Source organism: Brevundimonas sp. NPDC055812, assembly GCF_053616535.1.
Genome location: NZ_JBSHDX010000008.1, coordinates 50345 through 70649 on the forward strand (window position 1 = coordinate 50345; position 20305 = coordinate 70649).

At 69.0% G+C, this 20305-nt stretch carries 17 protein-coding genes, 1 tRNA gene and 1 riboswitch; of the genes, 9 read left to right on the forward strand and 9 right to left on the reverse strand.

Annotated elements, in window-relative coordinates; genetic code table 11:
• Positions 1–88: 88 nt before the first annotated feature.
• Positions 89–2944: a M16 family metallopeptidase gene (locus ACWGL1_RS13700; protein ID WP_452112299.1), complete on the forward strand. Its 2856-nt coding sequence runs from the start codon at positions 89–91 to the stop codon at positions 2942–2944.
• 70 nt (positions 2945–3014) lie between these two features.
• On the opposite strand, the gene ACWGL1_RS13705 is transcribed toward ACWGL1_RS13700, so the two are convergent.
• The 3 genes from ACWGL1_RS13705 to ACWGL1_RS13715 all read right to left on the reverse strand — a co-directional run bounded on the left by ACWGL1_RS13705 (position 3015) and on the right by ACWGL1_RS13715 (position 4746).
• Positions 3015–3839: a S1 family peptidase gene (locus ACWGL1_RS13705; protein WP_291781144.1), complete on the reverse strand. Its 825-nt coding sequence runs from the start codon at positions 3837–3839 to the stop codon at positions 3015–3017.
• Positions 3840–3849: 10 nt separating this feature from the next.
• On the reverse strand, positions 3850–4293 hold the full coding sequence (locus tag ACWGL1_RS13710; RefSeq protein WP_286951707.1) for a DUF350 domain-containing protein: 444 nt from the start codon (positions 4291–4293) through the stop codon (positions 3850–3852).
• Between the two features lie 132 nt (positions 4294–4425).
• Positions 4426–4746: a metalloregulator ArsR/SmtB family transcription factor gene (locus ACWGL1_RS13715; RefSeq protein WP_291781135.1), complete on the reverse strand. Its 321-nt coding sequence runs from the start codon at positions 4744–4746 to the stop codon at positions 4426–4428.
• A gap of 92 nt (positions 4747–4838) precedes the next feature.
• On the opposite strand from ACWGL1_RS13715, the gene ACWGL1_RS13720 reads away from it, so the two are divergent.
• On the forward strand, positions 4839–5750 hold the full coding sequence (locus tag ACWGL1_RS13720; protein WP_291781131.1) for an acyl-CoA desaturase: 912 nt from the start codon (positions 4839–4841) through the stop codon (positions 5748–5750).
• Positions 5747–6163 carry a hypothetical protein gene (locus ACWGL1_RS13725; protein WP_452112300.1) on the forward strand — a complete coding sequence of 139 codons (417 nt, stop codon included), beginning with the start codon at positions 5747–5749 and terminating at the stop codon, positions 6161–6163. The genes ACWGL1_RS13720 and ACWGL1_RS13725 overlap by 4 nt, the downstream gene beginning before the upstream one ends.
• Here ACWGL1_RS13725 and rlmN read toward each other — a convergent pair.
• Positions 6160–7335 carry a 23S rRNA (adenine(2503)-C(2))-methyltransferase RlmN gene (gene rlmN / locus ACWGL1_RS13730; RefSeq protein WP_291781124.1) on the reverse strand — a complete coding sequence of 392 codons (1176 nt, stop codon included), beginning with the start codon at positions 7333–7335 and terminating at the stop codon, positions 6160–6162. The two genes, ACWGL1_RS13725 and rlmN, sit on opposite strands and share 4 nt — an antisense overlap.
• Positions 7336–7453: 118 nt before the next feature.
• A riboswitch (yybP-ykoY riboswitch) is annotated at positions 7454–7618 on the forward strand.
• A gap of 5 nt (positions 7619–7623) precedes the next feature.
• Here rlmN and ACWGL1_RS13735 point away from each other — a divergent pair.
• Positions 7624–8199 carry a manganese efflux pump MntP gene (locus tag ACWGL1_RS13735; protein WP_452112301.1) on the forward strand — a complete coding sequence of 192 codons (576 nt, stop codon included), beginning with the start codon at positions 7624–7626 and terminating at the stop codon, positions 8197–8199.
• Between the two features lie 91 nt (positions 8200–8290).
• Complete coding sequence (locus ACWGL1_RS13740) at positions 8291–8518, forward strand: hypothetical protein (protein WP_338577194.1); 228 nt, start codon at positions 8291–8293, stop codon at positions 8516–8518.
• Positions 8519–8556: 38 nt separating this feature from the next.
• Here the strand turns inward: ACWGL1_RS13740 and ACWGL1_RS13745 are convergent.
• Positions 8557–8633: transfer RNA gene (locus tag ACWGL1_RS13745), tRNA-Met, on the reverse strand.
• A 197-nt stretch (positions 8634–8830) separates the two neighbouring features.
• Here ACWGL1_RS13745 and ACWGL1_RS13750 point away from each other — a divergent pair.
• From ACWGL1_RS13750 to ACWGL1_RS13760, 3 genes are all read left to right on the forward strand, one after another.
• Positions 8831–10063 (forward strand): PQQ-dependent sugar dehydrogenase, encoded by a 1233-nt coding sequence (locus ACWGL1_RS13750; RefSeq protein WP_338577253.1) that lies wholly within the window; start codon positions 8831–8833, stop codon positions 10061–10063.
• Between the two features lie 295 nt (positions 10064–10358).
• Positions 10359–11564 (forward strand): acetyl-CoA C-acetyltransferase, encoded by a 1206-nt coding sequence (locus ACWGL1_RS13755; protein ID WP_338577254.1) that lies wholly within the window; start codon positions 10359–10361, stop codon positions 11562–11564.
• Positions 11565–11581: 17 nt separating this feature from the next.
• Positions 11582–13774, forward strand: coding sequence for a 3-hydroxyacyl-CoA dehydrogenase NAD-binding domain-containing protein (locus ACWGL1_RS13760; protein WP_452112366.1), 2193 nt, complete (start codon positions 11582–11584; stop codon positions 13772–13774).
• Positions 13775–14063: 289 nt separating this feature from the next.
• On the opposite strand, the gene ACWGL1_RS13765 is transcribed toward ACWGL1_RS13760, so the two are convergent.
• The 3 genes from ACWGL1_RS13765 to ACWGL1_RS13775 all read right to left on the reverse strand — a co-directional run bounded on the left by ACWGL1_RS13765 (position 14064) and on the right by ACWGL1_RS13775 (position 18717).
• Positions 14064–14882, reverse strand: coding sequence for a TIGR02186 family protein (locus ACWGL1_RS13765; RefSeq protein ID WP_291781110.1), 819 nt, complete (start codon positions 14880–14882; stop codon positions 14064–14066).
• Positions 14882–15805 carry a sulfite exporter TauE/SafE family protein gene (locus ACWGL1_RS13770; RefSeq protein ID WP_312218899.1) on the reverse strand — a complete coding sequence of 308 codons (924 nt, stop codon included), beginning with the start codon at positions 15803–15805 and terminating at the stop codon, positions 14882–14884. Before ACWGL1_RS13770 ends, ACWGL1_RS13765 begins: the two co-directional genes overlap by 1 nt.
• A 116-nt stretch (positions 15806–15921) precedes the next feature.
• A complete protein-coding gene (locus ACWGL1_RS13775) occupies positions 15922–18717 on the reverse strand; it encodes an SEL1-like repeat protein (protein ID WP_452112302.1) in 2796 nt (931 codons plus the stop codon).
• 244 nt (positions 18718–18961) lie between these two features.
• On the opposite strand from ACWGL1_RS13775, the gene ACWGL1_RS13780 reads away from it, so the two are divergent.
• Positions 18962–19180 carry a hypothetical protein gene (locus ACWGL1_RS13780; RefSeq protein WP_338577257.1) on the forward strand — a complete coding sequence of 73 codons (219 nt, stop codon included), beginning with the start codon at positions 18962–18964 and terminating at the stop codon, positions 19178–19180.
• 56 nt (positions 19181–19236) lie between these two features.
• Here ACWGL1_RS13780 and argF read toward each other — a convergent pair whose 3' ends face one another.
• Positions 19237–20154, reverse strand: coding sequence for an ornithine carbamoyltransferase (gene argF / locus ACWGL1_RS13785; protein ID WP_312220195.1), 918 nt, complete (start codon positions 20152–20154; stop codon positions 19237–19239).
• Positions 20155–20305 lie beyond the last annotated feature (151 nt).

The window sequence follows — 20305 nt, forward strand, 5'->3', positions numbered from 1 at the left end:
CATCTCCGTAAGGTGCGCGGCGGCTCTTCGCCCTGCTAGGCTTTCGACGCCCGTTTCTTCGACTGCGGGCGTTGGAAAGCCGCCCCTCATGAAGAATCGCCTGATCCTGACCGCCTGCGCCTCGGCGCTGCTGCTCGGCCTGCCCGCCGCCGCCCCGGCCTGGGCCAAGGCGCCGCCCGCCGCCGCGTCTGCCGCCCAGGGCGGGGTCGAAGTGCCGCCGCTGGGCTTCACCAAGCGGGTGCTGGCCAACGGCATGGAGGTCTATACGGCGCGCGACGCCTCGACCTCGAACGTCACGGTCCAGGTCTGGTATCGCGTGGGGTCGAAGGACGATCCGGCGGGCCGCTCGGGCTTCGCCCACCTGTTCGAGCACCTGCTGTTCAAGGCGACGAAGAACATGCCGTCCGAGACGTTCGATCGTCTGACCGAGGACGTCGGCGGCTTCAACAACGCCTTCACCGCCGACGACGTGACCGCCTATTACGAGGTCGTACCGGCCAACCACCTGCAGCGCATCCTGTTCGCCGAGGCGGACCGCATGGGCTCGCTGGTCGTCGATGAGGCCAATTTCGCCTCCGAACGCGACGTGGTGAAGGAAGAATACCGCCAGCGGATTCTGGCCAGCCCCTACGGCCGTCTGTTCGGCCTGTTCGCGCCCGAGACCATCTATCAGGACCACCCCTATCGCCGCCCGGGCATCGGCTCGATCGAGGAGCTGGACGCCGCGACCCTGGACGACGTGCTGCGTTTCCACGCCACCTACTACCGGCCGGACAACGCCATGCTGATCGTGGCGGGCAATTTCGATCAGGCGCAGCTGGACGGCTGGGTTGACGAATACTTCGCCCCGCTGAAGCGCCCGTCGACGCCCCTGCCCGCCAACGACGTGAAGGAGCCCGAGCCGACCGGCCCGCGCACCGCCACCTACTATGCGCCGAACGTGCCCCTGCCCGCCGTGGCCCTGGCCTGGAACACCGTGGCCTACAAGGACGCCGACCGCGCGGCCCTGACGGTGCTGGACGGCATCCTGTCGACCGGGGAAAGCAGCCGCCTGTACCGCTCGCTGGTCTATGACAAGCAGATCGCCGCCTCGGCGGGCTCCAACCCCGACTTCGCCCAGCAGGCGGGCAATCTGGCCGCCTACGCCATCATGGCGGGTGGCGAAACGGTCGAGACCGGCAAGGCCGCGCTGGAGGCCGAGATCGCGCGCCTGCGCGACGAACCCGTCACCGCCGCCGAACTGGCCGAGGCCAAGAACGAGTTGGTCGCCGACGCCCTGCGTGGGCGTGAAAGCATCGACGACCGCGCCACCACCCTGGGCATGGCCCTGATCATGACCGGCGACGCGACCGCCGCTGACCGCGAGATCGCCGAGATCCAGGCCGTCACCGCCGCCGACGTGCAGCGCGTGGCCCGCCGCTATCTGACGCCGGAGCGCCAGATCACCATCAACTACCTGCCCGCCGACGACGCCAACGCGCCCAGCGAGCAGAAGAAGAACGTCGACGCCCCCGTCACGGTCGCGTCCCTGGCCCCGGCCGGTCCGGTCGCCGTCCTGCTGCCGGAAGCTGAGCGCGCCCGCCTGCCCCAGCCGGGGCCGGAAGTGTCGCCCGCCACCCCCGCCATCGCCGACTTCCGTCTGGACAACGGCCTGCGCGTCCTGGTCGCCCCGACGCAGGGCCTGCCCCTCGTCTCGGCGCGGCTGAACTTCAACGCCGGATCGGCCCATGACCCGGCGGGCAAGCCGGGCGTCGCCTCCATGACCGCCGCCTTGCTGACCCAGGGCACGACGACCAAGGCGGCCCCGGAAATCGCCACCGCCATCGAACAGCTGGGCGCCAGCATCGGCGCCGGCGCGGGCGCCGACTTCACCAACGTCTACGCCAATGCGCCCAAGGACGTGTTCGGCCAGACCCTGACCCTGATGGCCGATCTGGTGCGCAACCCGGCCTTCGCCGCCGAGGAGCTGGAGCGTCAGCAGTCCCAGACCCTGGACGGTCTGCGCGTGGCGCTGAGCCAGCCGGGCTCCATCGCCTCCCAGTCAGTGGGCCGCGTGATCTACGGCGACGCCCCCTACGGCGCGCCGGGCTCAGGCACGGTGAACAGCATCCCCGCCCTGACGCGCGACGACGTGGCGGTGTTCCACTCCGACCGCTTCCGCCCGTCGCAGGCGACCCTGGTCTTCTCGGGCGACGTGACCCCGGCCGAGGCCCGCGCCCTGGCGGATGAAGCCTTCGGCGACTGGCGCGACGCCCGTCCCGCCCCGGCCGCTATAGACAAGGCGGGCCAGGCCCTGGCGCCCCGCGTCGTCGTCATCGACCAGCCGGGCGCCGGACAGGCGGCGGTCGTCGCCGCCATCCGCGGCGTCAGCCGCACCGACGCCGACTTCTTCCCGCTGACGGTCGGCAACACCCTGCTGGGCGGCGGCTACTCCTCGCGGCTGAACCAGAAGATCCGCATCGAGAAGGGCCTGTCCTACGGCGCCGGCTCGTCGCTGGGCGCGCGGGCGGACACGGGCGTCTTCACCGCCTCGACCCAGACCAAGAACGAGTCGGCGACCGAGGTGGTCGAGCTGATGCTGGCCGAGATCGGCAAGCTGGGCGACGCCCCGGCGACCGAGGCCGAACTGGCTCCGCGCCGCGCCACCCTGATCGGCGCCTTCGGCCGCTCGCTGGAGACCGTGGACGGCCTGGGCGGCCTGGTCGCCAACCTGGCCCTCTACGACCTGCCGATGAGCGACCTGGCCGACTACGCCGGACGCGTGCGCGCAGTCACGCCGCATCAGGTCGAGGCGGCCTTCGCCGAGCATCTGCCGACCGACCGGGCCAGCCTGGTCGTGGTCGGCGACGCCTCGAAGTTCATCGACGGCCTACGGGCGAAATACCCCGACGTCGAGGTCATCCCGCTGACCGACCTGAACCTGGACAGCGCCTCGCTGAAGTAAAAACCAGAACGCCTCCCCATCGCATGGGGAGGCGTTTCTCGTTCAGGCTACGCCGGTCTAATCGCCTGGATCACGTCGTCAGGCAGACCACCTGGGCGACGCGCAGGTCCTGCCGCAGGCGGTCGGAGACGGCGCCGTAGTTCTGGGTCGTCACGGCCTGGCCGAGCGCCGCTTCGTCGGCGCGCTGCTGGGCGCCCACCGTGGGGACGAAGGTGTCGGGCGCCGTGGTGTAGATGCGGCCGCGCCGGGGCGACTCGGCGATGGTCACGCCCAGCACCCGCCCGCGACGGTCCAGCACAGGCGCGCCCGACAGGCCCGACAGCGTGCCCTTCAGCCCCCGCGTGCGCCCAGCCTCGGCCCAAGCCAGCACCGGCTCGTCATAGGAGCGGTGGCCGCGAATCTTCAGCGTCTCGCGGCCGATCAGGCGCGAGGCCACCTCGCCCGGCTGGCCCTGAGGGAAGCCGGGATGGAAGGCGCGCTGGCCCTTGTAGAGCGGCGCCTGGGGCGCGATCGGCAGGGCGGGCGGCCCGCCGTCGGTCAGCAGCAGGGCCACGTCGGCCCGCGCGGCCAGGCGCACGTCGGCGGCCAGGGCGCGGGTCTTGTCGATCACCAGGGCGGGCTTGCGGCAGCCCTCGACCACATGGCGTGCGGTGATCCAGCGGCCGTCCCCGGCGATGGAGAAGGCCGTGCCCGACACCGGCTCATGCTCGTCCGAGGTGTCGACCGTGACGGACGGATCGAAGGGCGTGATCGGCCCCAGCAGAGGCCCCGCCGTTTCATCTTCAGGCAAGTCGTGCGGCGCATCGGCGCGCTCGCCCCGGTTCAGGGACGCGATCAGGATCACGCCGATGACGGCGGCGTAGATGGTCCAGTCGGGAAGGTGGGGAAAGCGCAAGGCCGCCCCCTCAACCCGTCAGGGCGGCCGCCAGGATCAGGGCGGTCGACAGCTTGGCCCCGGCCAGGACCACGGCGGCGGAGGTCTCGCCCTTCTCTATGCGTTGCGGCAGGCCGTGCAGCAGGAAGTCGACGACGCGGAAGGCCAGCAGTTGCAGCACCACCGTCGCCACGCCCCAGATGGCGATGTCGCGGATCGAGGTCGACACCGACAGGGACACCGCCAGCGGAATGGCCAGGCCGACCAGCACCCCGGCGAAGGCCACGGCGGCGGCCGGATTCCCCTGGCGGATCAGGGCGATCTCGCGCCACGGCGTCAGCAGGGCGTAGACCGCCGCCCCCGCCGCCAGCAGGCCGAACGTCACCGCCAGGTGCAGCATCAGGATCGGAAAGCCCGTCGCGAACGCCTGGAGTTCAGGAGTCGACAGAACGCCCGGCAACGACGAGGTCTCCATGACGACGAACCCTAGCCTCCCAGCCTGAAGGGGAACGAAACCAAAACACCCTTGCCCGAAAGCTCGGCGCTTCCGCTAGGGCGCCCGCGCCACAGTCGGCGGACAAAGCGTCCATCCGGATGATCGGCAGCCCTATGTTTCCGCGTCACGGCGCGCACGGGCGACCTCCGCGCTGTCCTGCTTCAGCGGCCTGGAGACGGGGCAAACCTCCTGCACATAGCTGTTCAGGGTGTTGGCCAGGTGATCGCGCACCAGGCTGTAGTGCACGAACTGACCGCGCTTCTCGCTCTGCACCAGGCCAGCCGTCTCCAGCACCGACAGATGCTGGGAGACCGCAGGCTTGGAGATCTCAAACTTGGCCGCGATCTCACCCGCCGTCATTTCGGCATGGGTCAGATAGGCCAGAATCTTGCGCCGGACCGGGCTGGAGAGGGCTTCGAACACGCGCTGCATGAGAAGGTATTTAAGCGATTTGCTAAGAGCTTGCCAGCTCCATCAATTTAATGATTAAGTTATTACTTAAACATTTTATGGACGCCATTCTCATGACCGACCATGATCCTTGCGCCGTGAACAGCCTGATCGAAACGCCCGGTTGTGACGCCCTCGCGGGTCGGGTGCGATGGGATCCCCTCCATTCGCTATGGAACGGGGCCATGCTGGCGATGACGTTGGTCTTCGGCGCGGCGACCTTCAGCCTCGGCGCCCTGGCGATTTTCGTCCTCGCGACGGGGAGCACCTTGCTGTTGGGACACTCCGTGGGGTTCCATCGCCGCCTGATCCACGGCAGCTTCGACTGTCCGCAGTGGCTGGAGCGGACCCTGGTGTGGTTCGGGACCCTGGTGGGCATGAGCGGACCGTTCTGGATGATCCGCACCCACGACCTCCGCGACTGGGCCCAGCGTCAGGCGGCGTGCCACGACTACCTGGCCCACCGCCGCCCGATGGCGGTCGACGCCGTCTGGCAGATGCATTGCCGCCTGGAATTGGATCGACCGCCCGCCTTCGATCTTGGCCGCATAGGGCGCGATCCCTTCTATCGTTTTCTGGAACGCACCTGGATGCTGCAACAGGCGCCGGTCGCGGCCGTGCTGTGGCTGATCGGCGGCTGGGGCTTCGTGGTCTGGGGCGTATGCGCGCGAGTGTCGGTCAGCGTAATCGGCCACTGGTTCGTCGGCCACCTGGCCCATCGACGCGGCCCGCAGACCTGGCTGGTGCATGAAGCAGGCGTTCAGGCTTACGATGTGCCCTGGGCCGCCATCCCGACCATGGGCGAGGCCTGGCATAACAATCACCACGCCTTCCCCGGCTCGGCCCGCATCGGCCTCTACCCCGGCCAAAGCGACTGGGGCTTCCGCTTCATCCAGCTTCTGGAGCAGCTGAGCCTGGCCTGGAACGTGCGAACGCCGGAAACGATGGCTGCCCGCATCGAGCATCTGGAAGAGGTCCCCTCATGACGGCCGCCGTTTTCACGCGATGGGTATTCGCTGTTCTGGCCACATCTATCTTCGGCGCCCTGACCGTCGCCCTGCTGTGGTTGGCGCTGGCGATCATCAACACCTTCATCACAGGCGAAGGATCAGCCGCATTTGCCGCCTTTATCGTCCCCATCTCCCTGATGCTGGCCCTGCCTTGCTTCCTTGTGGGAGCGGCTGTGCTGGGCGCGCCTTCGGCATGGGCGCTGACTCGTCTGAAGCTCGACCGCGCCTGGCCGGCAGCCTTAGCCGGAGGATTGCTGGCCACACTGGGCGGCGCGAGTCTTCTGAGCCATGCACTCGGGCTGACGGGCATGATGTTCGCAGTCGCATTACCGCTCGCCGGAGCGATCGGAGGCCTGACCTATCGCGAAATGATGCGAAAGCCGCTTTAAGCCGCGTCGGCTTCTTCGCGCTCGGCCTTCAGGCGCGCCGAGGCCCGCAGCTTTTCGCTCTCGGACTTCAACTGCCCGCAGGCGGCCAGGATGTCGCGGCCGCGCGGGGTGCGGATGGGCGAGGCGTAGCCGGCCTTGTTCAGGATGGCGGCGAAGGTCTCGATCGTCTTCCAGTCCGAGCACTGATAATCCGTGCCGGGCCAGGGGTTGAACGGGATCAGGTTGACCTTGGACGGAATGCCCTCGATCAGCTTGATCAGGGCGCGCGCCTCGGCCGGGCTGTCGTTGACGCCCTTCAGCATGACGTATTCGAACGTCACCCGGCGCGCGTTGGATAGGCCGGGATAGGCGCGGATGGCCGCCATCAGCTGGTCCAGCGGATACTTCTTATTCAGCGGCACCAGTCGGTCGCGCAGGGGATCGTTGGTGGCGTGCAGGCTGATGGCCAGCATGGCCGCCGTGCGCTCGCCCAGGGCGTTCAGCTGCGGCACCACGCCCGAGGTCGACACGGTGATCCGGCGCCGCGACAGGGCGATGCCCTCATTGTCGGAGATGATGTCGATGGCGTTGGCGACGTGGTCCAGATTGTAGAGCGGCTCGCCCATGCCCATGAAGACGATGTTGGACAGGCGGCGGTCTTCCTTGGGCGAGGGCCACTCGTCCAGATCATCGCGGGCCACCTGGACCTGGGCCACGATCTCGGCCGTGGTCAGGTTGCGGACCAGCTTCTGCGTACCGGTGTGGCAGAAGGTGCAGTTCAGGGTGCAGCCGACCTGGGACGAGACGCACAGGGCGCCGGCCCGGCCCACGTCGGGGATGTAGACGGTCTCGATCTCGATGCCCGGCGCCGTGCGGATCAGCCATTTGCGGGTGCCGTCCTTGGACACCTGGCGCTCGACGATCTCGGGGCGGGCCAGGGTGAAGGCCTCGGCCAGCTTGGCGCGCGTGTCCTTGGCCACGTCGCTCATCAGGGCGAAGTCGGTCACGCCGTAATGGTGAATCCAGCGCCACACCTGAGAGGCGCGCATCCGGGCCTTCTCCGGCGGGCAGATTCCGGCGTCGATCAGGGCCTGGCGCAGCTCGTCGCGCGTCAGACCGCTGAGGTTGACGGGCGTCTTCGCCATGCCCTGAACGGGGGCGCTGGCGCGCGTGAGATCGAGCGAAATGCTCAAGGGCGGATGTCCTGCGGCGAAGGGTGAAGCGGCGGCGTCTAGCACAGATGGGGCGTCTTGTCGCCTTTGGCCATGTGCGGGTTGATAGACTCGGAACGAGGCGTTAGAGGGGCGGCCGTTGGGGAGTAGCTTCCGGCATATCCCAGCCGGGGTCGCGTCAACACACTTGCCTGCGGGCATGGCGCGGCCAGCGGATCAGCTCCGCCTAGCGAGACCAGCATGCTGCATCGACGGGGCCGGCCCGTGGATGGAGCGTGCTGTCATGCGTCCGGCTGAGTGCGTTTTCCCATGATGTCCCCCGTCGCCATCGCCATCCTGTCCGTCAGCATGTCCGCCGACGCCTTCGCCGCCGCCGTCGGGCGCGGAGCGCAGCATCGCCCCACCGTGCCCCAGGCCCTGCGTTCAGGCCTGGTGTTCGGCGTGATCGAGGCGATCACCCCCCTGATCGGCTTCGCCCTGGGCGTGGCCGCCGCCGACTTCGTTCAGGCCATAGACCACTGGATCGCCTTCGGCCTGCTGGGCGCCGTAGGCCTGAAGATGATCTGGGAAGCGCTGCAGCGGGATGAGGCGGAGGAGGACGCCAAGCCGGCGTCGCGCGGCCTTGTGGCCCTGGTCGCCACCGCCGTGGGAACGTCGATCGACGCGGGCGCGGTCGGGGTCGGCCTGGCCCTGCTGGAGGCCAACATCTGGTTGATCGCCGCCTGCATCGGCTTCACCACCTTCGCCCTGGCGACGCTGGGCCTGCTGGTGGGCAAGGCCGTGGGCGTACGCCTGGGCAAGATCGTCGAACTGATCGGCGGCGTCGCCCTGATCGCCCTGGGCCTGAAGATCCTGCTGGAGCACCTGGCCGTGCTGGCCGGCTGATCCGGTCGCCTGTAGCCTGGCCTTGCTCCGAGGCGGGTTCAGAGGGATCATTCCGTCTCACGGCTCGTTTCACCGGCTGAAGGAGACCATCATGCGCGCCCCCCTGTTCCTCGCCGCCGTCATCGCCGCCCCGCTGGCGCTCGTCGCCTGCGCCTCGGGCCGCCCCCTGCCGACCTATCAGCAGGAAATGGACCAGTTGGAAGCCGAGTGCCGCGACCGCGGCGGCATCCTCTCGCCCACCGGCCTCCAGACCGGCCGTCCGCAGACCGACTACGTCTGCAAGATCACCGGCGGCGCCTCGCGCATCCCTCAGGGATGAGGCGCGGGCGGTCTTCTGAAGATCTCCGAGAAAATCCGTGGTGGTTGGAGGCGGGATCGAACCGCCGACCTGTGGGTTATGAATCCACCGCTCTAACCATCTGAGCTACCCAACCCCACACGGGAGTTTCGCGCGAGCCCTTGAAGGACCCTTGGGCGCGAGAGGGGTGCGTATATCGCCGCCTTTCGTCCGGTTCAAGCCGCTTCGACAGGGATTTCGTGCGGGACCATCGGTCGCGGCGCCTTTCGGCTCGCGTAAAGCGCGATGTGGCTGCATCCTGCCCCTTCCACGCCACGCTGTTCAGGAGCCGCCATGCGTCCCGCCCTCTTCGCCGTTTCCGCCGCCGCCCTGGTTCTCGCCGCCTGCGGAGCCAATGGACAGGACGAGGGACAAGCGCCCGCCGCCACGGGCGCCCCGGTCGAAACCCGTCCGCCGAACAATCCCGACCAGAAGCCGGCCGTCGAAGGCCAGACCCGCGCGCCCTCGGTCAGCACCGCCGTGGCCATGCAGCACGCCGTCGTGGCGGAAGGGCTGGAGCATCCCTGGGGCCTGGCCCTGCTGCCGGACGGCCAATGGCTGGTGACGGAACGTCCCGGCCGCATGCGCGTCGTGAGCGCGCAGGGCCAGATCGGCGCCCCGATCAGCGGCCTGCCCGCCGTAGCGGCGCGCGGCCAGGGCGGTCTGCTGGACGTGATCCTGAGCCCGACCTTCGCCGAGGACCGGACGATCTACTGGTCGTACGCCCAGCCACGGAACGGCGGCAACGGCACGGCTGTGGCGCGCGGCCGCCTGTCGGACGACCTGAGCCGAGTCGAGAACGTGCAGGTCGTCTTCCAGGTCAAGGACACCTATGACGGGGACAAGCATTTCGGCTCCTCCCTGGTCTTCGGCCCGGACGGCAAGCTGTACGTCACCATCGGCGAGCGCTCGGACAAGCCGATGCGACCGACCGCCCAGAGCCTGGCCTCGCACCACGGCAAGGTCATCCGCATCAACGCCGACGGCTCGGTCCCGTCCGACAACCCCTTCGTCGGCCGCGAAGGCGCCCTGCCCGAAATCTGGTCCTACGGCCATCGCAACCCGCAGGGCATCGCCGTCCAGCCGGAAACCGGCGCGGTCTGGAGCATCGAACACGGCACGCGCGGCGGCGACGAGCTGAACCTGGAGAAGGCCGGCGCCAATTTCGGCTGGCCCGGCGCGGCCTACGGCATCGAATACAGCGGCGACGCCATTCCCGACGCGACGACGACCCGCGAAGGGACGGTCCAGCCCGTCTACTACTGGGACCCGGTGATCGCGCCGGGCGGCATGGTCTTCTATGAGGGCGCCATGTTCCCCGGTTGGAAGGGGAACGCCCTGATCGGCGGCCTGGGCGGCAAGCACCTGGTTCGTCTGGTGCTGCAGGACGGCCGCGTGGTCGGCGAGGAGCGCCTGCTGACTGGGCTGGGCGAACGCATCCGCGACGTGGCGGTCGGGCCTGACGGCGCCGTCTGGGTCGTGACGGACGAGGAGAACGGCAAGCTGGTGCGGCTGGCGCGCCGCTGAGACTGAGAAGAGACGGGGCGGGCCGCGCACAACGGCCCGCCCTTTTCACATCCGGCGACCTCACGCGCCTTGTTACTTGACGTTGACGTAAACGTCGGCTTTCTAACGGCCTGAGTTTCAATTCCAGACGCGATGATCAGACCCGCTCCCCATCGCGCCGCCCTCAAGACGCCAACCGTTCCTCATGCAGCGAGGCGCCGCGCGCCGAGCGACAGGGACACCAAGAACCCGTTCCTCATGCAGTTCGCTGCCGCGCAGCGAACGATAGGAACACAACGAGAGAGAGAGACGCCTCATGGCCGACGCCTACATCTACGACGCCGTGCGCACCCCGCGCGGCAAGGGCAAGAAGGACGGCAGCCTGCACGAGATCACGGCGCTGAGCTTGGCCAGCCAGGTGCTGGAGGCGCTGCGCGATCGGAACGGCCTGGACACCGCCAAGGTCGACGATGTGATCCTGGGCTGCGTCTCGCCGGTTGGCGAACAGGGCGCCGACATCGCCCGCACCGCCGTCCTGGCGGCGGGCTGGGACCAGGCGACGGCGGGCTTCCAGATCAACCGCTTCTGCGCCTCGGGTCTGGAGGCCGTGAACGTGGCGGCCGCCAAGGTGAAGTCAGGCGAGGCGGGCATGGCCGTCGGCGGCGGCGTGGAAGCCATGAGCCGCGTGCCGATGGGCTCGGACGGCGGCGCCTGGCCGACCGACCCGTCCTCGGCCTTCCCGACCTATTTCGTGCCGCAAGGCGTCTCGGCCGACATGATCGCCACCAAATACGGCTTCAGCCGCGACGACGTGGACGCCTATTCGGTCGAAAGCCACAAGCGCGCCGCCCGCTCCTGGGCCGAGCGCCGTTTCGACAAGTCGGTGATCGCGGTCAAGAACCAGCTCGGCCTGACCCAGCTGGACCACGACGAGACCATTCGTCCGAACACGGACATGCAGATCCTGGGCGGGCTGAATCCCTCCTTCGTCATGATGGGCGGCATGGGCTTCGACGCCGTGATCGGCCAGCGCTACCCCGAGGTCGCCAGCGTCAACCACGTCCACACCCCCGGCAACTCGTCCGGCATCGTCGACGGCGCGGCGGGCGTGCTGGTCGGCTCCAAGGAGATGGGCGAGGCCCTGGGCCTGAAGCCGCGCGCCAAGATTCTGGGCGGCGCCTCGATCGGCTCCGAGCCGTCGATCATGCTGACCGGCCCCGAGCCCGTGACCCGCAAGCTGCTGGGCAAGCTGGGCATGCAGCCCGGCGACATCGACCTGTATGAACTGAACGAGGCCTTCGCGGCCGTGGTGCTGCGCTACATGCAGGCGCTCGACATCCCGCACGACAAGATCAACGTCTGCGGCGGCGCCATCGCCATGGGGCACCCGCTGGGCGCCACCGGCGCCATGATCCTGGGCACGGTGCTGGACGAGCTGGAACGCTCGAACAAGTCGACGGCCCTGGCCACCCTGTGCATCGGCGGCGGCATGGGCACCGCCACCGTCATCGAACGCGTCTGATCCGGGAGCATATGACGATGGAAAACTTCAAGATCGACATCGACGCCGACGGCGTCGCGCTCGTGACCTTCGACGTGCCGGGCCGTTCGATGAACACCCTGACCTCGGCCGTGATCGCCGAGATCCCGGCCCTGGTGGAGAAGATCAAAACCGACGACGCCATCAAGGGCGTGGTCATCACCTCGGGCAAGACGACCGGCTTCTGCGCCGGGGCGGACCTGGGCGACATGGCCGCCGGGATGCTGGCCGGCGGGGGCGACCTGCAGAAGGCGTTCGACACCGGCTGGGCGCTGAACGGCGCCTTCCGCGCGCTTGAAACCTCGGGCAAGCCGGTGGCGGCGGCCATCAACGGCCTGGCGCTTGGCGGCGGGCTGGAGTTCACCCTGGCCTGCCACTATCGCGTGGTCGAGAACGACCCGAAGATCCAGCTAGGCCTGCCCGAGATCAAGGTCGGCCTCTTCCCCGGCGGCGGCGGCACCCAGCGCCTGACGCGCCTGATCGGGGTGCAGAACGCCCTGATGCAGATGGCCGAAGGCAAGTCCTGGCGCCCCAACGACGCCAAGGGCGCCGGCGTCGTCCACGAAGTCGTCGAAAAGGGCCAGTCGGTCGAGGCCGCCAAGACCTGGATCAAGGGGGGCGGCAAGGCCGTCCAGCCCTGGGACGATCCCAAGTTCAAGATCCCCGGCGGCGGCCCCTACCACCCGGCGGGCGCCCAGGTCTTCATCATGGGCAACGCCATCCTGCGCAAGCAGTCCTACGGCAACTATCCGGCCGTGCTGAACATGATGAAGGCCGTCTATGAAGGCGTGCAGGTGCCGATCGAGGCGGGCCTGCGCATCGAGACGCGCTACTTCATCAAGACCCTGATGACGCCCCAGGCCCAGGCGATGATCCGCAGCCTGTTCCTGTCCAAGCAAGAGCTGGACAAGGGCGCCGTGCGCCCGGCGGGCGTGCCCAAGTCCGATCCCAAGAAAGTCAGCGTCCTGGGCGCCGGCATGATGGGCGCGGGCATCGCCTATGTTCAGGTCATGGCCGGCATCGAGACCGTGCTGATCGACCAGACGCAGGAAGCCGCCGACAAGGGCAAGGCCCACGTCGAGGAACTGCTGAAGAAGCGCCTGTCGCGCGGTCAGATGACGCAGGAGAAGTTCGACGCCACTCTGGCCCTGGTCACGGCGACGACGGACTATGACCTGATCAAGGGCTCGGACCTGGTCATCGAGGCCGTGTTCGAAAACCGCGAGATCAAGGCCGACGTCACCAAGCGCGCCGAAGCCCAACTGGCCGAGGGCGCCGTGTTCGGCTCCAACACCTCGACCCTGCCGATCACCGGCCTGGCCGAGGCCAGCGTGCGGCCGGAAGACTTCATCGGCATCCACTTCTTCTCGCCCGTCGACAAGATGATGCTGGTCGAGATCATCATGGGCGAAAAAACCGGCGACGCGGCTCTGGCCAAGGCGCTGGACTATGTCCTGAAGATCAAGAAGACGCCGATCGTCGTCAACGACAGCCGCGGCTTCTACACCTCGCGCTGCTTCTCCACCTTCCTGATGGAAGGCATGGCCATGCTGGAAGAGGGCTATTCGCCCGTGCTGATCGACAACGTCGGCCGCATGACCGGCATGCCGCGCGGCCCGCTGGAGATGCACGACGACGTGGCGCTTGACCTGTCGTACAAGATCGCCAAACAGACCCGCGAGGATCTGGGCGCTGAATACGTCCCCAACGAGGGCGAGCAGATCGTCGCCACCATGGTCGAGCAGGGCCGCTATGGCCGCAAGAACGGCAAGGGCTTCTACGACTATGACCAGAAGCCCAAGGTCATCTGGCCGGGCCTCTACGACCTGGCCCCGACCACCAAGGGCGAGGCCTTCGGCGAAAGCCCCGAGGCCCTGGCCGCTGTCGACGAACTGAAGACCCGCCTGCTGTATCGCCAGGCGGTGGAAGTGGCCCGTTGCTGGGAAGAGGGCGTCATCGACGACCCGCGCGAGGGCGACCTGGGCGCCATCCTGGGCTGGGGCTTCGCGCCCTGGACCGGCGGCCCCATCACCTTCATGGACCAGACCGGCCTGAAGGCCTTCGTCGCCAAGGCCGACGACCTGGCCGCCAAATACGGCGACCGCTTCAAGGTTCCGCAGCTTCTGCGCGACATGGCCGCCAAGGACGAGACCTTCTACGGCCGCTTCGCGCCGGAGAAGAAGGCGGCCTGAGGCTCGGCTTCAGACTGAAACGGAAAGGGCGGCCTTCGCGGGCCGCCCTTTCTTTTTGCGCTATCGCTCGCGACGCGGTCGCTCGCTGCTTGAGCATGTTTTTTGGGCGCTATCGCTCGCAACGCAATTGCTCGCTGCTTGAGCGCAGCCCCAACCTCCGCTCATCCCGGCGGACGCCGGGACCCAGTTCTTTGGCCGCATCCTCGCAGGTGGAAATCTGCCTTTCTTCAAAGGCAGAGCGCTTGGCTCTCACTGGATCCCGGCGTCCGCCGGGATGAACGGATGGGTATTATCTGCTCCGGAACACCCGCGACGCCGCATAGCCGGTCATCGCCGCCAGGATCACGCAGAGCACGCCGTAGCTCCACGGGCGATTGTGGGCGAACTCATAGATGTCGCGCTCCAGTCCCACCTTCTCGACGGTCAGGGTGAGGTTAGACACCGACACCGGCGCCCCCTCCTGGAAAAGCCAGACCTCGGCGTAATACTTCCCCGTCGGCGCCACGGCGGGCAGTTTGACCTCGGCGCGGAACAGGCCCCGGTCGACGAACTCCACCCCCTTGGGATCGGTGTCGTAGAGGGCCGCCGCCTCCTTCAGCCGGATGACGGCGCGGCGCCAGTCCAGATAGTCCTCGCCCAGACGGCTGACGACCACGTCGCGCACGCCATAGCGGGTGACGGTGCGCGCCTCTTCCGGCGCATCGATACGCAGGTGGTCGACGCCCACGCCCAGGCGACGCAGTTGGCCGAAGTCGGCGATGTCGCTGAGCGGCCGCGTCGAGGCGGTCATGTAGAAGCCCGGCGCGCCCTCGAACAGCACCGGGCGGCTGTTCAGCCAGACCCCCATGTTGCGCGTCTTCTTGACCAGGCGCACCGGGGCGTCGGGACCGCGCACCACCACCACCACATCGGCGGGCGTGTCGGTCGGGTTGAACACGGCGCCGTAGAGGACGATGGACGCCCCCCGGAAGCCGGAATCCACATCGACCCGCGCGTCGGTCAAGGCGGCGGCGACCCGCACCTCCTCGTTCGTGGCGGCCGAGCGCTCGATGATGATCTCGGGCGCCGCAGCCTGGGGCGGCGGTTCTGGCGGCAGGACCTGGAACATCAGTCCGCCACCCCCGGCGCCAGCAGGAACAGGTCGCTGGGCCGCACGAACAGTTCGAGCCCCATCTGGATGCCGACCAGAAGGACGATCAGGCCCAGGGCCGCGCGCATCTCTTCGGCGCGGAAGCGGCCCGACAGGCGCGCGCCGTACTGCGCCCCCACCACTCCGCCCAGCAGCAGGATGGTCGACAGGACGATGTCCACCGTCTGGTTGCGCCCGGCCTGCAGCACCGTGGTGATGGCGGTGGTGATGATGATCTGGAACAGGCTGGTGCCGACCACCACGCTGGCCTTCATCCGCAGCACATAGAGCATGGCCGGCACCAGGATGAAGCCGCCGCCCACCCCCATGATGGCCGACAGGATGCCTGCGAATACGCCCAGGCCGAACGGCGGAATGGCGCTGATGTAGAGGCCCGAGCGCGGGAAGCGCATCCTGAACGGCAAGCCGTACAGCCACATGGGGCGACGGCGCTCCTTGCGCGGCGGGGTCTCGCCCCGGACGCGATGCAGGATCTGCGTCAGGCTCTCGTACAGCATCATGCAGCCGATCGAGCCGAGGAACAGCAGATAGGACAGGGCCACCACCAGATCGGCCTGACCCAGCAGGCGCAGGTAGCGGAACAGCTCGACGCCCACGAGCGCGCCCAGGGCGCCGCCAACCGCCATGATGCCGCCGATGCGGTAGTCCACCGCCTTCATGCCGGAATAGCGGATGACGCCCGAGGTCGAGGAGGCGACGACGTGGCTGGCCTGGCTGGCCACCGCCACCGTCGGAGGGATGCCCAGGAAGACCAGGACCGGCGCCATCAGGAAGCCGCCGCCGATGCCGAACAGACCCGACACGAATCCGACCAGCGCCCCCAGCATGACTAGGAGCGGCCAGTTCACCGAGACTTCGGCGATCGGCAGGTAAATATCCACGGCACGCGCCTTCGGCTGGAAGGACAGGCAATCAGCGCCGGAAAGGCGACTAGGCCTTCGGTCTTAGCCGCCCCTGCGGCGAACCGCCACCCCCGGTTGCACGCTGGCGTCGCCGATCAGGCGACGGGCTCGACGGTGAAGGCGTCGGCCGCCTCGCGCGCCTTGCGGCGGTCGACGACCGACAGGCCCGACGTCATGCGCTGAACCGAGGCCAGAGCCTGCTGATCGCCGCGGCGCGCCGCGATCATGTACCACTTGAACGCCTCGACCCGATTGGGGGCCACGCCCTCGTCGCCCTTCTCCAGCAGCTGGGCGACGTTGTACTGGCTGTCGACGCGGCCGGCGCCGGCGGCCTTGGTCAGCCAGGCCAGGGCCTCGGCGCGGTTCCGCGCGCCGCCGACGCCGTCATACAGCTGCATGGCGTAGAAATGCATGGCCTTGGCGTCGCCCGCCTCGGCCGCCCGACGGGCCCAGGCGCGAGCCTCGGCCTCATCCGCCGTCAGGCCTGCGGCGCCGTCCTGATACAGGCTGGCCAGCCGCAGCTGCGCCGGGGCGTAGCCCAGGTTGGCGGCGCGGGTCAGGGGCTCCAGGCCGCCGTCGTCGCCGTTATCCAGCATCTGCACGGCGCGGGCGAACAGGCCTGCGCCCTCGGTCGCCGCCGCGTCGGGCGACGGCACGGCGTCGGTCGGGGAGGCGTCCAGCGCCAGGGCGGCGATCGGCGTCGCCGTCTCGGCCGGCGCCGCGCCGGTCGTCGGGGTCGGCGCCAGGGCGAAGCCGCCCGGCAGGCTCAGACCCGAACCGCCCACGACCTGCAAGGTGGCGTAGCCGCCGACCACGCCCAGAGCCGCCACCGCCATGGCCCCCAGGGCGGTGCGCATGGTCGAGCTCTGACGGCCGGCCTGCTTGTCCAGCCGCTCCTGAAGCTTGGACTTGCCGCCGCGCTTGGCCAGGCCGAAGGCCTGACGCGGGGCCGTATCCTCTTCCGGCGTCATGGCCGCGCGGGCGGCCTCCAGCACGTCGCGCGTCGAGCTCGCGGTCGGCTCCTGCGCCGAGGCGTGCGGGGAGATGAAGTCCAGATCGGCCGAGAAGCCGTCGTCGTCGCCGACGCGGTCCAGTTCGAGCGGCCGCTCGGCGTCCAGATCGGCTGCGGCGTTCAGGATGTCGCTGACGTCGGCGCCGCCGAACAGATCGTCATCGGCCGAGGACGCAGGCGCCGGAGCGGCGTGCGGCCAGGCGTCGTCCGCGATCCGGCCGAAGGGCGCCGTCGTCGGCCCGGCGTCCAGCAGTTCGGCGTCCAGCGGATCGCCGAAGACGCTCCCGGCGCCCGAGTCGAACGGCTGTCCCGGCGCAGCGTCGGCGCCCGTCAGGGGCTCGGCGCTCCAGTCGTCGATCGGATCGGCGAAGGCCGTCGCCCGCCAGTCGCCCCCGGCGGTTTCCGCCGGAGTCCAGGGCGCGGGGTCAGGGCTTTCCAGCGGCGGGGCGCGACGGACGTCGCGATCGGCGCGCTGCTCCATGCTGTCGCGCGCGTCGGCCAGCAGGCGCGCCGTGCGCTCCTCGCTCTGGCGCATCCGTTCGGCCAGATCGCCCGAGGCGCGCTCGTGGCGCTGGTGCATCTTGTCGGTGCTTTCCGACAGGCGGCGGCCGATGTCGTCCAGGGCCTGGGCCGAGCGACGCTCGGACTGGGCGATGCGTTCGCTCAGGCGGTCCGAGATGCGGGCGATCTCGCCGCCCAGCCGCTCCAGCGCCAGGGCGTGCTGGTCGTCGGCCTGGGTCAGACGCTGATCCACGGCTTCGGCGTGACGCGCCAGATCGCGCTCCAGCTTCTGCTCCAGCGCGGCGACGCGGGCGTCGGACGGACCGGCGCCGCCGGCTTCGACCGTCTCCAGCCGACCGTTGAGGTTGCGGGCGATGCGCATGATCTCGCGGCCCATGCCTTCGACGGCGGAGGCCGAGCGCTGCTCGGCGGCCCGGGCCTGATCGCCGATGGCGGCCAGGGCGCGCTCGATGCGGTCGACGCGTCCCTCGGTCTCGACCGCGTCAAGGCGGCGGATCATCTCGGTGCGGCTGGATTCCACCTGCCGCGTCAGGCTCTCGGCCAGTTTCTCGAAGCGCGAGGCTTCGCGCGCATGGTCCGGCTCGATGCGGCGTTCGGCGTCCCGCATCCGCAGATCCAGAGCCGCGAACGACCGCTCCAACCCCTTCAGCGCCTCGGAGGTGCGCGACTGGGCGTCGTCCAGACGCACCCCGACCTGCGACAGCAGGTTCGTTCCGGCGCCCGGCCCAGCCGCCTTTTCAACGGCTTCGATACGGTCGCGCAGTTCGCTGACGCCGGCGCGCTGGCGCTCGTCCATCTCGTACAGGCGGGTGGAGACGGCGGTCAGGGCCGCGTCCAGCTTGTCCAGCCCTTCACGCGCCTCGGTCCCGGCGTCCTGCTCCAGACGGCGCAGGCGGCGGTGGCCCTCGCGCAGCTCCTCGGCGATGTCGTCGATGCGGCGGGCCTTGGCCGCCTCGGCCTCGTCCTGCGTCTCCAGACGACGCACCAGGCCGGCCACGGCCTGGTCGATGCCCTGGATGGCCAGGGTCGAGCGGCGCTCGGCCGCTTCCAGACGCTCGGCGATCACCTCAAGCGAGGCGCCCATTCTGCCTAGGTTCTCATGGCGCCCCGGACCCTGGCGCCCATCCTCGCCATAGACGTCGTCCAGACGGCGCGAGCGGCTGCGGCGGTCATAGGGATCGGGAATGGGCGACCGGCGCGGCAGGGTGGCGACGCCGTCGTCCTCGTCCGGCTCATCCATGATCATGGAGTTCAGCCACTCGCCCAGGGTCATGCCCGAGCGTCGCGCCAGATCCTTGGCGATCTCGCGCGCCTTCGGATCGATGCCCTTCACGCTCCACGGCGCCGCTGCGGTCACTGATTCGCCTCCCGACCCATGGCGCGAACGGTATCCTTCCAGATAAAGCGTGTAAACGTGTCGTTAACCGCTAGATGTGGCGCCTCACGGCGAGGCGCCGACGGCAGCCGACCAGGCGCTGATGCGCCCGACATGGTTAATGCCGCGTTTAGATTAACCCCGCATCAAGAAATACGGCCAAGCTGGCGAAAGCCGGGGTCCATGCGCTTGCAACGCGCCCGCCGATGTCCCAACTGGCGCCTTCATGGACGCTGTGCTCACCCTGATCCTGCTGGTCGCCTCCGTGGCGGTCGTCGTCTTCGCCGGATGGCGCGGGTCGCGACCGACAGACATCACGCGCGGCCCGCGCATGATGCCCTGGCGCTTCATCATGCTGCTGGCGGCCGCCCTGGTCTTCTTCCTGCTGATCCACCTGCTGGCCGAAGTCAGCGGGCGGCCGCTGCCGGGCGCCGGATCCTTCTAGGCGGCGAGGCCTGCGCCTCACTCGCCCTCAAGCAGCGCGAAGCGCGTTAGGGCAACCTAGAAAGCCCCGAAGCACCAGGCCAGGACCGCCTTCTGGGCGTGCAGGCGGTTCTCGGCCTCGTCCCAGATCAGCGACTGCGGGCCGTCGATGACAGCGTCGGTCACCTCTTCGCCGCGGTGTGCCGGCAGGCAGTGCAGGAAGACCGCGTCGTCGGCCGCCTCGGCCATCAGGGCCTCGTCGACGCCGTAAGGCTCGAAGGCGGCCAGGCGGGCCTCATAGTCCTGATCGCCCATGGAGACCCAGGTGTCGGTGACGACAACGTCGGCGCCCTTGACCGCCTCGCGCGGGTCGCTGGTCAGGTGGACGTGGGCGCCGCCCTTCTCCAGATCGCGCAGGTCGGGATGATATTCCGCCGGGCAGGCGACGTGCAGGTGGAAGCCGAACTTGGGCGCGGCGTGCATGAAGCTGTGGCAGACGTTGTTGCCGTCGCCGATCCAGGCGATCGTCTTGCCCTCGATCGGGCCGCGATGCTCCTCGATCGTCATCAGATCGGCCAGGATCTGGCACGGGTGGCTGCGGTCGGTCAGGCCGTTGACGACCGGCACGGTGGAGACGCGGGCGAAGCGCTCGACGTCCTCATGGTCGTTGGCGCGGATCATCACGGCGTCGACCATGCGCGACAGGACGCGGGCCGTGTCCTCGACCGGCTCGCCCCGGCCCAGCTGCATGTCCGAGGCGGTGGCGATGATGGAGTCGCCGCCCAACTGACGGATGGCCGCGTCGAAGCTGAAGCGGGTGCGGGTCGAGTTCTTCTCGAAGATCATCGCCAGGACGCGGTCCTTGCCCGGCGCGTCGGCGTCGGCGCGCCCCTGGGGCCAGCCTTTTCGGGCGCGTTTGCGGGCGTGGGCGTCGTCCAGGATGGCGCGCAGATCGGCGGCGTCCAGGCGGTGGATGTCGAGGAAGTGACGAACCATGACCAAGCCTTCTCCCTCCCCGTCATGGGGAGGGTGGTCCCGCAGGGACCGGGTGGGGGCGGCCCTGCGGAAGTCTGGAGGTAGAAGAAAGCGTCCCCACCCGGCCTCGCCCTGACGGGCTCGGCCACCCTCCCCATGAAGGGGAGGGAGA

Coding starts and splice junctions, on each gene's coding strand:
- ACWGL1_RS13755 (WP_338577254.1), top strand. CDS start 10,359: ATGGCCGACGCCTACATCTACGACGCCGTGCGCACCCCGCGCGGCAAG.
- ACWGL1_RS13750 (WP_338577253.1), top strand. CDS start 8,831: ATGCGTCCCGCCCTCTTCGCCGTTTCCGCCGCCGCCCTGGTTCTCGCC.
- ACWGL1_RS13780 (WP_338577257.1), top strand. CDS start 18,962: ATGGACGCTGTGCTCACCCTGATCCTGCTGGTCGCCTCCGTGGCGGTC.
- ACWGL1_RS13760 (WP_452112366.1), top strand. CDS start 11,582: ATGGAAAACTTCAAGATCGACATCGACGCCGACGGCGTCGCGCTCGTG.
- ACWGL1_RS13720 (WP_291781131.1), top strand. CDS start 4,839: ATGACCGACCATGATCCTTGCGCCGTGAACAGCCTGATCGAAACGCCC.
- ACWGL1_RS13725 (WP_452112300.1), top strand. CDS start 5,747: ATGACGGCCGCCGTTTTCACGCGATGGGTATTCGCTGTTCTGGCCACA.
- ACWGL1_RS13765 (WP_291781110.1), bottom strand. CDS start 14,882: ATGTTCCAGGTCCTGCCGCCAGAACCGCCGCCCCAGGCTGCGGCGCCC.
- ACWGL1_RS13710 (WP_286951707.1), bottom strand. CDS start 4,293: ATGGAGACCTCGTCGTTGCCGGGCGTTCTGTCGACTCCTGAACTCCAG.
- ACWGL1_RS13735 (WP_452112301.1), top strand. CDS start 7,624: ATGATGTCCCCCGTCGCCATCGCCATCCTGTCCGTCAGCATGTCCGCC.
- ACWGL1_RS13700 (WP_452112299.1), top strand. CDS start 89: ATGAAGAATCGCCTGATCCTGACCGCCTGCGCCTCGGCGCTGCTGCTC.
- ACWGL1_RS13740 (WP_338577194.1), top strand. CDS start 8,291: ATGCGCGCCCCCCTGTTCCTCGCCGCCGTCATCGCCGCCCCGCTGGCG.
- argF (WP_312220195.1), bottom strand. CDS start 20,154: ATGGTTCGTCACTTCCTCGACATCCACCGCCTGGACGCCGCCGATCTG.
- ACWGL1_RS13715 (WP_291781135.1), bottom strand. CDS start 4,746: ATGCAGCGCGTGTTCGAAGCCCTCTCCAGCCCGGTCCGGCGCAAGATT.